The organism is Streptomyces rubellomurinus, from assembly GCF_000961885.1.
GTDB classification, from domain to species: domain Bacteria; phylum Actinomycetota; class Actinomycetes; order Streptomycetales; family Streptomycetaceae; genus Kitasatospora; species Kitasatospora rubellomurina.
Genome location: NZ_JZKH01000013.1, coordinates 76669 through 90098, shown reverse-complemented (window position 1 = coordinate 90098; position 13430 = coordinate 76669). Strand labels below are relative to the sequence as shown.

Here is a 13430-nt window from a genome sequence, read left to right as displayed (position 1 = left end):
ACGCCCACAGGGGGACGCCGCATGACGCAGGACCAGGCCGCCGACGCCAGCACCACGCCGATGGTGACCGTGACCGACCTCCGGCGCAGCTTCGGTACGGGCGACCGGGCCGTGCACGCCCTGCGCGGGGTCTCCTTCACCATCGGCCGCGGCGAACTCACCGCGCTCAAGGGCCGGTCCGGCTCCGGCAAGACCACCCTGCTCAACCTGGTCGGCGGTCTGGACACGGCGACCGGCGGCAGCATCGCCCTGGACGGCACCGACCTCGCCGGGCTCGACGAGGACGGCCGGCTCGCCCTGCGCCGGGAGCGGATCGGCTTCGTCTTCCAGTCCTTCGGCCTGATCCCGATGCTCACCGCCGCCGAGAACGTCGGCGTGCCGATGCGGCTGCGCAAGGTCGCGCCCGCCGAGCGCGAGGAGCGCGCGCACACCCTGCTCGCCCTCGTCGGACTGGCCGACCACGCCAACCAGCGCCCGGGCGAGCTCTCCGGCGGCCAGCAGCAGCGCGTCGCCATCGCCCGGGCACTCGCCAACGAGCCGGCGCTGATCATCGCCGACGAGCCGACCGGGCAGCTGGACTCCGAGACCGGCCGCTCGATCATGGAGCTGCTGCGCGCGGTGGTGCGCAGCGAGGGCGTGACCGTGCTGGTCGCCACCCACGACCCGACGCTGATGGGGCTCGCCGACCGGGTGATCGAGCTCCGGGACGGGCGGATCGTCGAGGAGGAGCCCGCGGAACGGGCCGCCTAGGCCGGCGCGTTCGCTTTTCCGGCTTTCCGCACGCCCTCGCTTCCTCGTTTCCTCGTTTCCTCGCGAATGTCCCGGTCGCCGTCGCGGCCGGGACATTCGCGTTCCGGCGGTGAAGCGTTCCGCGGTCCTCGGGGAGGTCGATTGTCAGTGGCCCTTGTTATGGTCGCCGAACAACTCGCCGAACAACTCGCCGAACAACTTGCCAAAACAACTCACCGAAAGCCCGCCGACAACGGATGGAAATCCGTCGACGGTTCACCGCACCCAGGAGGTTCGATGACGATCTTCCGATGGATCCGCTCCGCATTCCGCTCGGCCGTGCCCCCGAAAACGCCGATGTGGTGGCCGGCAGTACCGCCGGCCACCACATCCGTCCTCACGCGCCCCGGTCGAGCGGGGCCCGCTTCACGCCGTCGTCCGTCACACCGCCGGGAAGATCTCCAGGTCCGGCTTCAGCAGCTGGCCCGGCTGCGGCGCGGTGCCGTCCACCAGGTAGCGGGTGACCAGCGCGTTCAGCGGCTTGCTGCGGCCGACCGCGCAGTGCTCGATCGAGTCGACGCTGACCAGCACCGCGTTGCCCAGCTCCTGCTGCATCCGCTGGGCGAACTTGTACTGGGTGGCCGGGTCGTAGAGGTTCCCGATCACCATGACGGTGTTCGAGGTCTTCTTGTTCCACGGGCCCTTGAACCGCTCGGCGTCCCGGGCCGGGGCCGGCCAGCTCGCGCACGCCGGCGCGTCGAAGGCCTGGTAGCGGCCGAAGGTCGGCGCCTCCTGCTCCCACGTCTTGGCGACGTTCGCGAACACCTTGTCGTTCGACGGGTACGGCTTGTCCTGGCAGTTGACGCCCATGTAGGAGTCGTCACCGGCGTACTCGGAGTCGGCCGGGGCCTCGCGCAGCGCGCGCGGGACCTCGACGGAGAGCAGGTCGGCGTCGGCGTCCGCGGCGGCCGCCTTCGGCGCCACCAGGGCGGCCGGGGCCGGGTTCATCGCCTGGTAGGAGGCCTGCAGCGACTTGGCCAGCGGTGCCAGCTTGGCCTGCGAGTACAGCGCGCTGGCCACCTCGCTGGTGAAGCTGCTCAGCGTGACCTTCTTGCCGCTCGGCAGCGTGACCGGGCTGGTCCGCAGGTGGTCGCGCAGCTCGTCGAACTTGGCCCGGGTGTCGCCCTCGCCGAAGGCGCAGCGCGGGGCGCCGGCGGTCTGGCAGCGCTTCAGGAACTCGTCCAGGGCCAGCTCGAAGCCGCCCGCGCGCTGGCGGTCGTACTCCAGGCCGTTGTGCAGGCGCAGGTTGGGGTCGACGTTGCCGTCGACGATGATCGCGCGCACCTTGTTCGGGTACATGTTGGCGTAGGTCGCGCCGATCAGGGTGCCGTAGGAGAAGCCCGCGAAGGTCAGCTGGGAGTCGCCGACGGCGCGGCGCATCCGGTCGAGGTCGCGCACCACGTTGATGGTCGACATGTGCTCGATCAGCGGGCCGGCGTTCTTGCTGCAGGCGTCCGTGTAGTCCTGGTCGGCGTCCAGGGTGTCGGCGATCTCGGCCTTGGTGACCGGCACGCCGACCATGCGGTTGTTGACCGCGTCGGCGTCTTCCTGCGTCTTGAAGCACTTGAGCGGGTTGCTCCGGGCCACCCCGCGCGGGTCGAAGCCGACCAGGTCGAACTTCGAGCGCACCTCGTCGCCGAAGCGGGTGGTGGTGGCCCACAGGTACCCGCTGCCGCCCGGGCCGCCCGGGTTCATGAACAGCGAGCCGATCCGCTTGGACGGGTCGCTCGCCCGGTGCCGCATCATGGCGATGCCGACCTTCTCGCCGTCCGGGTTGTCGTAATCGAGCGGCACCGGATAAACGGCACAGTCGTAACCGCCCGGGTCCGGCTTGGTCGGGTCGGGGTTGCACGGCTTCCAGTCGACGGGGTCGACCTTCGCCTCGGCCGTGCCCGGCGCCTGGTCGATCGGCGCCGCGGACGCGGCGACGGCGGTGCCGGTGACGAGGGCGAGCGCGACAGCGACGGCGCCGGCCACCGTGGATATGCGGGACAAGGAACCTCCTCCGTGGGAAAGGGCGGCCCCAGCCTGTCAGTCGAAGATCTCCGTGTGAAGACCTTGCGGCCTAGCAAATCCTTCTATGAGCAGTCTTAAACGAACCTGATTATTCTGTGAATGACCGGGCTTGACGGGTGATTGACCCGACGGGCGCTCATTCGGGTCGAGCTCATCCGAAACGCCCGCCGGCCGACCGTCTACTGAGTCGCCGTCAGGCGGTGATCTGCTGCGAGAGGTTGTCCTCGGCCTGCACCTGGTAGACCGCGTTCAGGGTCGGCGGGCCGACCAGGTCCTTGATCCGCTCGTAGCGGCGCGCCTCGATCGGAGCCATCTTCTCCATCCACTCCCCCATGGACTCCGGAGTGTGGTCCCCCTCGATCAGCGCGACGGTGATGAGCTCCCGCGAGTCCTCCAGCGCGGTGGCGGAGATCACCTTGGTGCGCGGGTCGTCGGCGATGACCTCGTCCGGGATCCACGCCTTGCGGAACTCCTCGTACGAGACGCCCTCGTTGAGCTTGCGCACCATCACGGCGATCAGTCGCATGTCGCTTCCTCCCCGATTGAACTTCTTGCACTGCAAGAAGCTGACGTCGACTAGTGTTCTCTTGCAGTGCAAAACTTGTCAAGATCCCTTCCGTCGCGACCCGAGGGGCCGTCACCGACCCGAGGAGACACCGCAGATGACCGGCCGACGCACCCGCCCCCGGTCGGGGCTGACCCGCGAGAAGATCATCGACGCCGCCCTCGCCCACGTCGACCAGCACGGCCTCGCCGCGCTCTCCAACCGCAAACTGGGCGCGGCGCTCGGCGTCGAGGGCATGACGCTCTACTACTACGTCCCCAGCAAGGCCGCCCTGCTCGACGGCATGGCCGAACGCCTCCTGGAGCTGTCCGCCGGCGACCTGTTCACCGAGCCCGCCGGCCCGTGGACCGAGACCGTCCGGGACTTCGCCGTCGCCCTGCGCCGGATGCTGCTCGCCCACCCGGGCATGCTCACCGTCCTCGCCACCCGACCGGTCGCCACCCCCGCCGCGACGGCCCTGCTCGAACGCGGCATCACCGTGCTCGTCGACAGCGGTGTCGAACTCGCCGACGCCGTCGACGTGTTGAACTCCGTCGTGCAGTGGACCCTCGGCCACACCCTGGCCGAGGCCGGCCGGACCCCGTACCACGAGGGCACCGAGCCCGCCCCCGAACAGCTCGCGACCCTGGACGCGGACACCCACCCCCACCTCGCCCGCGCCTTCAGCACCGGCGCGGGCCTGGACCAGGAGGCCCGCTTCCACCGCACCCTGGCCATCCTGCTCGCGGGCTACGCCGCCGAGTTCGGCCGCGCCCGGGGTGACGCCGGCTGAACCGTCCGGCGGTTCGGCCGGCGCCCGGCGGGGCGGGCCCTACCGCAAGGCGGCCGCCACCAGCCCCTCGATCTCCTCGGCCCGCACCTCTCCCCCGCCCACCAGGCGGTCGAAGACCAGGCCGTCGACGCACGCCAGCAGGGTGGCGGTCCGTCCGTCCGGGTCCGCCACCCCCTGCCCGGCGAGGAAGGCCCGGACGGCGGCGCGCCCCGCGTTCTCCCGGGGGACGAGGATCTCCCGCAGCTCCGGATCCCGCACGCTCTCCACCGCGCAGGCGTAGCGCGCGAGCGAGCGGCGCCGCCCCTCGCCGGTCAGCCGCTGCCGCATCAACTCGCCGATGCCTCCGGCCAGTTCCTCCGCCGAGCGGATCGCCACCCGCTCCCCCGCGGCCTGCAGCTCGCCCTGGTCGAGCTCCACCAGCCGCCGCACCAGCGCGGTCAGCAGCGCCTGCCTGGTCCGCAGGTAGGCCGAGGTGGTGCCGATCGGCAGCCCGGCCGCCGCGTCGACGGCCCGATGGGTCAGTCCGCGCACACCGGCGTCGGCCAGCACCCCGATCGCCGCGTCCGCGAGCACCGTCCGCCGGTCCGCCCGCCCCGCACCCCGCACCTCGTCTCGCCGCATGCCCCCTTTCTACCGGCACCGCCTGCCCCCTGCGGAACCCGCCCCCGACGCCGCGGAGCCGGCGGCTCCGCTCGACCCCACCCCCTCGATCACCGGCCGGTAAGCCCGGAGTACGCTCCTTCCACAGCTTCTACAGCTGTAGAAAACAAGCGTCGCAACACGGGAAGGACCGGGCATGAGCAGCAGCAGCGCGGTGGTGGTCGGGGGCGGCATCGGCGGGTTGGCGGCCGCGATCGGCCTCCGCCTGGCGGGGTGGGACGTCACCGTGGTCGAGCGGGCCGCCGTCCTGGACGACGCGGGCGCCGGCATCTCGCTGGCCGCCAACGGGATGCGCGCGCTCGCCGCCCTCGGGGTCGGCGAGCGGATCGAGGCGGCCTCCCGCCGCCAGTACACCGGCGGCACCCGCACGCCGGACGGCCGCCGCCTGGCCGCGATGGACGGCCGGGCGCTGGAGCGCGAACTGGGCGCCCCGATCGTCGGCATCCCGCGCGCGGACCTGCACCGCATCCTGCGCGAGGCCCTGCCCGCCGGGGCCCTGGTGATCAGCGGGGAGCCGGCCGAGGTGACCGGAACTCCCGACCGCCCCCGGGTCCGCTTCGGCGACACGACCCTCGACGCGGACCTCGTGGTGGCCGCGGACGGCATCCACAGCCGCATCCGGCGCGGGCTCTTCCCCGGCCACCCGGGCGCGGTGTACAGCGGCTCGACGGTCCTGCGGGCGATCACCGACCGCCCGATCGAGGGCCTGACCAGCGACTTCGAGCTGACCTGGGGCCACGGCGCCGAGTTCGGCCACATCGCCTTCCCGGACGGCCGGGCCGAGTGGCACGCCGTCCTGAACGCCCCGGCCGGGCTCCGCCACCCGGACCCGCTCGCCGTGCTCCGCCGCCGCTTCGCCCGCTGGCACGAGCCCGTCCCGGCGCTGCTCGCCGCGACCCTCCCGGAGGCGGTGCTCCACCACGACATCCACGAGCTGGCCACCCCGCTGCCCTCGTACGCGGTCGGCCGGATCGCCCTGCTCGGCGACGCCGCGCACGCGATGACCCCGTTCCTCGGCCAGGGCGCCTGTCAGGCCCTGGAGGACGCCGTGACCCTGGCGGCAGCCGTCGCCGACAGCCGGACGGTCGAGGGCGGGCTCGTCCATTACGACGCACAGCGCCGTCCGCGCAGCCAGACCGTGGCCCGGGACGCCCGCCGCGCGGGCCGGATGGGCCAGCAGCTGACCAACCCGCTCGCGGTCGGCCTGCGCAACGCCGCGATCCGCCTCACCCCGCCCGGCGCGATGATGCGCACCGTCCTGCGCCACGCCGACTGGACCCCGCCCCGGATCGGGGAGCGCGCCGCCTGAGGCCGGTCCCTCGGAGAGGGCCGCCCGAGCCGGGTGGCCCCCTCCGGGCGTCCGGCGGCCCGGAGGGCGGTCAGGTGATCGGCGGTCAGGCGGGCGGCCAAGAGGGGATCAGGCCCGGCCGGAGGCCAGCAGTGCCAGGGCCGGAAGGTCGAGCAGGCCGTCCTCCGCCACCTGCTCGGCCGCCAGCCGGTCGTAGGCGGACTTGATCCGGGCGAACACCTCGGGCGTCTGCCCGGTCACCACCAGGCCGATGTTGGCCACGCCGCCGGCGGGCCCGGACCACCAGACCTCCGGGTCCGTCCGGTGGGTCCAGGCCAGCTCGCCGCCGGCCACATCGGCCCACCCCGCCCGCTCCAGCAGCCCGCGCAGGCCCTCGACGGTCCGGTCGAAGTCCACCGGCCGGGACGCGAACACCGGACGCTGCGCACCGGCCTCGTCCAGCGCCCGGTCGAACAGCGACATCCCCTCGTTGCCGGTCCGGGCCCAGATCGTCACCGCGAGCCGCCCGCCCGGTCGGGCGACCCGGCGCAGTTCGGTCAGCGCCGCCCCCGGGTCCTCCACGTGGTTGACCACGAAGTTGGCCACCACCGCGTCGAACGAGCCGTCCGGGAGGGGGAGCCCGGGGAGCACCGCGTGCCGGACCTCCGCCCCCGGGGCGTTCGCGGCGGCCAGCGCCACCATGCCCGGCTCGGCGTCCACGGCCACGACCTCGGCGCCCCGGGCCAGCGCCGCTGCCGCGACCGTTCCCGGCCCGGTGCCGACGTCCAGCACCCGCGTCCCGGCGCCGACCTCGGCCGCGTCCAGCAGGGCCTCGGCCGTCGCTCCGCACAGCGCGGCGAAGCTCCCCGCGTACGCCTCGGCCGCGCCCGCCCACATCCGCCGCTCGTGCGCGTCGAACTCACCCGTCACGGTCCGCCCTCCCCCTGTTCCGGATCCTGCCGACACCCTAGCGGGGGCGGGGAACGGTGGGCGCCACTTGCCGAGGATCTGATTAGGCGCCATAGTACTTCCATGACGCAGCACCCCGGGGCCGATCCGGCCGCACCCAGCCTCGATCAGGCCCGCCGCCAGATCGCCCGCTACGGCCTGACGGCCGACCCGCAGGCGGTCCTGGTCGCGGCCCGGCTGATGACGGCGGGGGCCCGGATCGGGCAGGCCGGGGAGGTGCACTTCGGCCGCTTCGGACTCTCCACCGGCCGCTACCGGCTGCTGTCCGACCTGGAGGACCACGGCGGCGAGAAGTCGCCGTCCCAGCTCGCGGCGAGCCTCGGCGTCTCCCGCGCGACCGTGACCGGCCTGGTCGACGGCTTGGAACGGGAGGGCCTGGTGGCCCGCCGGCCGTCCACCGAGGACGGGCGGGGCAACGTGGTGATCCTCACCGCGCGCGGCGCCGACCGGCTGCGCGAGCTCGCGCCCGAGCACTTCGCCCGGATGCAGGCCATGGTCGGCGGCCTCTCCACCGAGGAGCGCGCCACCTTCCTGGACCTGCTGGCACGGGTGGTGGCGGGCATCGACGCACTGACCACCGACTGATCCGACCGAACCCGTGGCGGGCCGCCCCCGGACGGCCCGCCTCTCCTTCACCCCAATAGTTAGGCACCTAAGCACAAATACTTAGGCACCTAATCAGTTGAGCTCACCAGAGGAGCACCATGAGCAAGAAGGCCCCCGGCGCGCCCCCGCGCTTCGTCCTCTGGCGGGAGGTCCTGGCCTCCTACGCCATGCCCGCCGTGACGGCCGGCCTCGGCGGCGCCGTCAGCCAACAGCACCAGCTGGCGGTGGCCGCGCTGACCACCATCGGCGGGACCTCCGCCCTGGTGGCCGCGCTGCTCGGCGCCGTCCTGCGCCGCCGACCGGTCCGTGCCCGGCCGCCCCGGACCCCGCGCGCGCTCGCGGCCGCCACCCTCGGCCTGGTCGCCGCCGCCCTCGGCCTCGCCGCCGGGCTGGCGGCCGCGCACTGGCTCCCGCACCTGCCGGCCCTCGCCGACAGCCCCTGGCCCCGCCGGCTGCCGGTCGACCTGCCGGTCTCCGCGGCGATCGCCGGCACGGTCGTCACCTGGCGCTGGCGCGGCACCCGGCCGACCCACCGCACACCGCACCCGACCCCGAGCCCGACCCCGAGCCCGAGCCCGATCTCAGCCGCAAGCACCACCCGACCCGAAAGGCGGTCCGCATGATCGTCATCATGGGCGCCACCGGCGCCACCGGCGGCGCCACCCTGCGCAGCCTCGCCGCCCTCGGCACACCGAGCCGCGCCCTCAGCCGCGACCCCGCCCGGCTGGCCGCCGCGCTCGACGACGGCACGCTCGCCCGGACCGAGACCGTCCCCGCCGACGCCGCCGACCCGGCCTCCCTGCGCGCGGCCTTCCGCGGCGCGCACCAGCTCCTCCTCACCATGGCCAACGGCCCGCAGCAGGTGCGGTACGAACTGAACGCGATCGACGCGGCCGTCGCCTGCGGCGTGGAGCACGTCGTCAAGATCTCCGCCCCGGCCGCCGAACCGGACTCCCCCGTCGCCGTCTCCCGCGGCCACCACCTGGTCGAGGAGCGGCTGCGCGCCTCCGGCATCCGCACCACCGTCCTGCGGCCGTACGCCTTCATGCAGAAGCTGCTGCTCCAGGCGCCCGGCATCGCCGCCTCCGGGCTGATCCCCAGCGCGACGGGCGGGGCCCGGTGCAACTACGTGGACGTCCGGGACGTCGGCGACGCCGCGACCGAGGTGCTCACCCGCCCGGAGCTCGCCGGCGGCGCGTACCCGCTCACCGGCGGCCAGGCGTACAGCCACCCGGAGCTGGCGGCGCTGCTGGGCGAGCTGCTCGGCCGCCCGGTCCACCACCTCGCGCTGAGCCCGTCCGCGCTGCACGCCCACCTGGTCGCCCGGGCCGGGATGCCGGACTGGCTGGCCTCCCACGTGGTGGAGATCCAGCAGCTCGCGGTGGCCCGCCCGGAGGCGCCGGACGGCACCTTCACCCGCCTCACCGGCCGCTCCCCGCGCACCCTGGAGGCCTTCCTCGGCGAGCACGTGCACCACTTCCGCTGATCGCCGCCGCGGCGTGGCGGGCCCGGCAGATGGCCGAAACGCCGGGCCCGCCACCCGAAAGGAGCAGCATTCGCTGTGGGATGGATCACGATCCGGATTTCGACCTGACGATCCGTCAATTCGACTGATGCTTCGTCACATCGGAGTAACCCGGCATCACTTGTTGACTGATGCGTCGTCAGATTCGGCCGTTCCGGGCCGAGTTGGGCCGAGTTCCCGCTCCTGCCGGGCCCGCAGGCCGGGTCTACCATCGGTCGGGTTGTCCGCTCCGGCCCCGGAGTGGGGTCACCCCGTCACGGAGAGTGCTCCCACCGTCCCCACGGGCCGGGCATCGATCGCACCGGGCGAGGACGAGGAGCGCAGGGTCCGCCATGACCGCTGAACCGCACCACGAGCAGCAGCACACCACCGGGCCGCGCGCCCTGTTCCCGGGCCGCCCGGCCGCCGCGCCGCGCACCCTGGTGGACGTCCTGGACGCCACCGTGCGCGCCCACCCCGACGAGCCGGCCCTGGACGACGGGCGCGCCGTGCTCAGCTACCGCGCCCTGGCCGCCGAGGTCGAGCGGCTGCGCCGCCGGCTGGCCGCCGCCGGGATCGGGCAGGGCGACCGGGTGGGCGTGCGGGTGCCCTCGGGCACCAACGACCTGTACGTGTCGATCCTCGCCGTGCTCGCCGCCGGCGCCGCCTACGTGCCGGTGGACGCCGAGGACCCGGAGGAGCGCGCCCAGCTGGTCTTCGGCGAGGCCGAGGTCGCCGCCGTCCTGGGCGCCGAGCGCGCCCTGACCACCACGGGCACCCGCGAACCCGCCGCCGAGCACCGCCCCGCCCCGACCGACGACGCGTGGATCATCTTCACCTCCGGCTCGACCGGCAAGCCCAAGGGCGTCGCCGTCACCCACCGCAACGCCGCCGCGTTCGTGGACGCCGAGGCCGCGCTGTTCCTCCAGGACGAGCCGATCGGCCCCGGCGACCGGGTGATGGCCGGCCTGTCCGTCGCCTTCGACGCCTCCTGCGAGGAGATGTGGCTGGCCTGGCGGCACGGCGCCTGCCTGGTGCCCGTCCCCCGCTCCCAGGTCCGCAGCGGCGCCGACCTCGGCCCGTGGCTGGCCGAGCAGGAGATCACCGTGGTCTCCACCGTGCCGACGCTGGCCGCGCTGTGGCCGGCCGAGGCGCTGAACGAGGTCCGGCTGCTGATCTTCGGCGGCGAGGCCTGCCCGCCCGAACTCGTGCAGCGGCTGGTCACCGAGGGCCGCGAGCTGTGGAACACCTACGGCCCGACCGAGGCCACCGTGGTCGCCTGCGCGGCCATGCTGACCGGCGAGGGCCCGGTCCGGATCGGCCTGCCGCTGGACGGCTGGGACCTCGCCGTCGTCGACGAGGCCGGCGAGCCCGTCGCCCCCGGCGCCGCCGGGCAGCTGGTGATCGGCGGCGTCGGCCTGGCCCGCTACCTGGACCCGGAGAAGGACGCCGAGAAGTACGCGCCGCTGCCCTCGCTCGGCTGGGAGCGCGCCTACCGCAGCGGCGACCTGGTCCAGGCCGACCCGGCCGGCCTGCTGTTCCTCGGCCGCACCGACGAGCAGATCAAGCTCGGCGGCCGCCGGATCGAGCTCGGCGAGGTGGACGCCGCGCTGCAGGCGCTGCCCGGGGTGGCCGGCGCGGCCGCCGCCGTGCGGACGGCGCGCGGCGGCAACCAGCTGCTGGTCGGCTACCTGGTCGTGCAGGACGGCTTCGACCGCGAGCAGGCCGTCGAGCGGCTGCGCGCCGAGCTGCCCGCCGCCCTGGTGCCGCTGCTCGCGCCCGTCGACACCCTGCCCACCCGCACCTCCGGCAAGGTCGACCGCAATGCCCTGCCCTGGCCGCTGCCCGAGCTGGAGGCCGCCGGACCGAGCGAACGGCTGTACGGCACCGAGGCCTGGCTGGCCGAGCAGTGGGCCGAGATCCTGGGCGTCCAGGTCGGCGGCCCGCGCGACGACTTCTTCGCGATCGGCGGCGGCAGCCTGGCCGCCGCCCGGCTGACCACCCTGCTGCGCACCCGCTACCCGAACGCCGCCGTGCTGGACGTCTACCAGCACCCGACGCTGCGCAAGCTGGCCCGCCACCTGGAGCGCACCGCCGCCGACAGCGGTGAGGCCCGGACCGTCACCCTGGTGCCGACCAGGGCGAAGCTGCTGCAGCTGCTCCTGCTGATCCCGCTGTTCACGGTGGTCGGCCTGCGCTGGACGGTCGCGCTGCTCGCCGCCGGGAACCTGCTCTCCCACCTCGGCGACTACCCGTGGGCGCCCACCGCCTCCTGGTGGGCGGTCGGCGCGGGCGCGCTGGCGCTGTACAGCGCGCCGGGCCGGCTGGCGATCGGGGCCGGCGGCGCCCGGCTGCTGCTGCGCGGCCTGCGCCCCGGCAGCTACCCGCGCGGCGGCGCCGTGCACCTGCGGCTGTGGGCGGCCGAGCGGCTCGCCGAGCTGAGCGGCGCCACCGAGCTGTCCGGCGCCTGGCTGGTCCCCTACGCCCGGCTGCTGGGCGCCAAGGTCGCGAAGGAGGTGGACCTCCACTCGCTGCCGCCGGTCACCGGCATGCTCAAGCTGGGCCGGGGCTGCGCCGTCGAGGCCGAGGTCGACCTGTGCGGCTACTGGCTGGACGGCGACCGGCTGGAGGTCGGCCAGCTCAAGGTCGGCGCCGGCGCGGTGGTCGGCACCCGGTCGACGCTGCTGCCCGGCGCCCGGGTCGGCAAGCGCGCCCAGGTGCTGCCCGGCTCCAGCGTCACCGGCCAGGTGCCGACCGGGCAGCGCTGGGGCGGCGCGCCCGCCGGCAAGCTGGGCCGGGCCGAGTGGTCCTGGCCGAAGGAGCCCCCGGTCCGCCGGCCCGCCTGGGCCGCGGTGTACGGCGCCGGCGACGCCCTGCTCGGCCTGCTCCCGGTACTGCCCGCCACGGCCGCGCTGGCCGTGCTCTCCCGCTTCGTCGACCAGGGCGCGGGCCTCGGCCCGGCGCTCGGCGGCGCGCTGCTCGGCCTGCTGCCCGCCACCCTGGCGTACGGCGCGGTGTACGCGGCGCAGCTGGTCGCGCTGGTCCGGCTGCTGAGCATCGGCCTGGTGCCCGGGGTGCACCCGCTACAGGGCCGGGTCAGCTGGCAGGCGTGGACCGTCACCCAGCTGATGGACCGGGCCCGCGAGGTGCTGTTCCCGCTGTACGCCGGGCTGGTCACGCCGTGGTGGCTGCGGGCGCTGGGGATGCGGGTCGGCCGGGGCGCGGAGGTGTCCACGGTGCTGGCGCTGCCCAGCCTGACCACGGTCGGGGACGGCGCGTTCCTGGCCGACGACACCCTGATCGCGCCCTACGAGCTGGGCGGCGGGTGGATGCGCCTGGGCGAGGCGAAGGTCGGCGAGCGGGCCTTCCTCGGCAACTCGGGGATGACCGCGCCGGGCCGCTCGGTGCCCAAGCGGGGCCTGGTGGGCGTGCTGTCGGCGACGCCGGCGAAGGCGAAGAAGGGCAGCTCGTACCTGGGCATGCCTCCGGTGCGGCTGCCGCGCGCCGCCGACGAGGCGGACCAGAGCCTGACGTACGAGCCGCCGACCCGGCTGCTGTGGGCGCGCGGGCTGGTCGAGCTCGCCCGACTGCTGCCGGTGCTGGCCTCGGGGGCGCTGGGCCTGCTGACGGTGGCGGCGCTGTCCTGGCTGGCGGACGGCTCCGTCCTGCTCGCCGCGCTGCTCTCCGGCCTGGTGCTGCTGGCGGCGGGCGGCGCGGCCTGCCTGGTCGCGGTGGCCGCGAAGTGGCTGCTGGTCGGGCGGTTCCGGGCGGTGGAGCATCCGCTGTGGAGCGGCTTCGTGTGGCGCAACGAGCTGGCGGACACCTTCGTCGAGGTGCTGGCGGTGCCGTGGCTGGTCGGCGCGGTGCCGGGCACGCCGGTGCTGAACCTGTGGCTGCGGGCGCTGGGCGCGCGGATCGGGCAGGGCGTCTGGTGCGAGAGCTACTGGCTGCCGGAGGCGGACCTGGTCACCCTCGGCGACGGCGTGAGCATCAACCGGGGCTGCGTGGTGCAGACCCACCTCTTCCACGACCGGATCATGCGGATGGATACTGTGGTCCTCCGCGAGGGCGCCACCCTGGGCCCGGGCGGGATCGTGCTGCCCGGCAGCACGGTGGGCGCGCGCAGCACGCTGGGCCCGGCCTCGCTGGTGATGCGCGCCGAGTCCGTCCCGGCCGACACGCGGTGGCTGGGCAACCCCATCGAGGCGTGGCAGGCCACGTCGTGACCACCCCCGAGACCTTCCGTCCCGGCCCGCAGGAA

The 13430-nt window shown here is 74.5% G+C and carries 11 protein-coding genes; 7 read left to right on the top strand and 4 right to left on the bottom strand.

The features are described 5' to 3' along the window. Positions 1 to 21: 21 nt before the first annotated feature. The gene (locus VM95_RS09430; protein WP_045693979.1) at positions 22 to 750 is read left to right on the top strand and encodes an ABC transporter ATP-binding protein; all 729 of its coding nucleotides are present in this window, start codon (positions 22 to 24) and stop codon (positions 748 to 750) included. 420 nt (positions 751 to 1170) lie between these two features. Here the strand turns inward: VM95_RS09430 and VM95_RS09425 are convergent, their stop codons facing one another. Together VM95_RS09425 and VM95_RS43200 are read right to left on the bottom strand one after the other, a co-directional pair. Beyond that, the gene (locus tag VM95_RS09425; RefSeq protein ID WP_045693977.1) at positions 1171 to 2784 is read right to left on the bottom strand and encodes an alpha/beta hydrolase; all 1614 of its coding nucleotides are present in this window, start codon (positions 2782 to 2784) and stop codon (positions 1171 to 1173) included. 214 nt (positions 2785 to 2998) lie between these two features. Then, entirely contained in the window at positions 2999 to 3331 is a 333-nt protein-coding gene (locus tag VM95_RS43200) for a hypothetical protein (protein ID WP_045693976.1), read from the bottom strand. A gap of 136 nt (positions 3332 to 3467) precedes the next feature. Here VM95_RS43200 and VM95_RS09415 point away from each other — a divergent pair, with 136 nt between their 5' ends. After that, positions 3468 to 4142 carry a TetR/AcrR family transcriptional regulator C-terminal domain-containing protein gene (locus tag VM95_RS09415; protein ID WP_045693974.1) on the top strand — a complete coding sequence of 225 codons (675 nt, stop codon included), beginning with the start codon at positions 3468 to 3470 and terminating at the stop codon, positions 4140 to 4142. Between the two features lie 39 nt (positions 4143 to 4181). On the opposite strand, the gene VM95_RS09410 is transcribed toward VM95_RS09415, so the two are convergent. Then, on the bottom strand, positions 4182 to 4763 hold the full coding sequence (locus VM95_RS09410; RefSeq protein ID WP_045693971.1) for a TetR/AcrR family transcriptional regulator: 582 nt from the start codon (positions 4761 to 4763) through the stop codon (positions 4182 to 4184). Positions 4764 to 4938: 175 nt separating this feature from the next. Between VM95_RS09410 and VM95_RS09405 the strand changes: the two genes are divergently transcribed. Next, positions 4939 to 6111, top strand: a complete 1173-nt coding sequence (locus VM95_RS09405; protein ID WP_045693969.1) for an FAD-dependent monooxygenase — start codon at positions 4939 to 4941, stop codon at positions 6109 to 6111. A gap of 108 nt (positions 6112 to 6219) precedes the next feature. Here VM95_RS09405 and VM95_RS09400 read toward each other — a convergent pair whose 3' ends face one another. Beyond that, entirely contained in the window at positions 6220 to 6987 is a 768-nt protein-coding gene (locus VM95_RS09400) for a class I SAM-dependent methyltransferase (protein WP_045694061.1), read from the bottom strand. Between the two features lie 135 nt (positions 6988 to 7122). Between VM95_RS09400 and VM95_RS09395 the strand changes: the two genes are divergently transcribed. From VM95_RS09395 to VM95_RS09380, 4 genes are all read left to right on the top strand, one after another. After that, complete coding sequence (locus VM95_RS09395) at positions 7123 to 7644, top strand: MarR family winged helix-turn-helix transcriptional regulator (protein WP_045693967.1); 522 nt, start codon at positions 7123 to 7125, stop codon at positions 7642 to 7644. Positions 7645 to 7763: 119 nt separating this feature from the next. Continuing rightward, positions 7764 to 8288, top strand: coding sequence for a hypothetical protein (locus VM95_RS09390; RefSeq protein ID WP_052707232.1), 525 nt, complete (start codon positions 7764 to 7766; stop codon positions 8286 to 8288). Further along, entirely contained in the window at positions 8285 to 9151 is an 867-nt protein-coding gene (locus tag VM95_RS09385; protein WP_045693965.1) for an NmrA family NAD(P)-binding protein, read from the top strand. The genes VM95_RS09390 and VM95_RS09385 overlap by 4 nt, the downstream gene beginning before the upstream one ends. A 371-nt stretch (positions 9152 to 9522) precedes the next feature. Beyond that, complete coding sequence (locus VM95_RS09380) at positions 9523 to 13395, top strand: Pls/PosA family non-ribosomal peptide synthetase (RefSeq protein WP_045693963.1); 3873 nt, start codon at positions 9523 to 9525, stop codon at positions 13393 to 13395. The last annotated feature ends 35 nt before the right edge of the window (positions 13396 to 13430 follow it).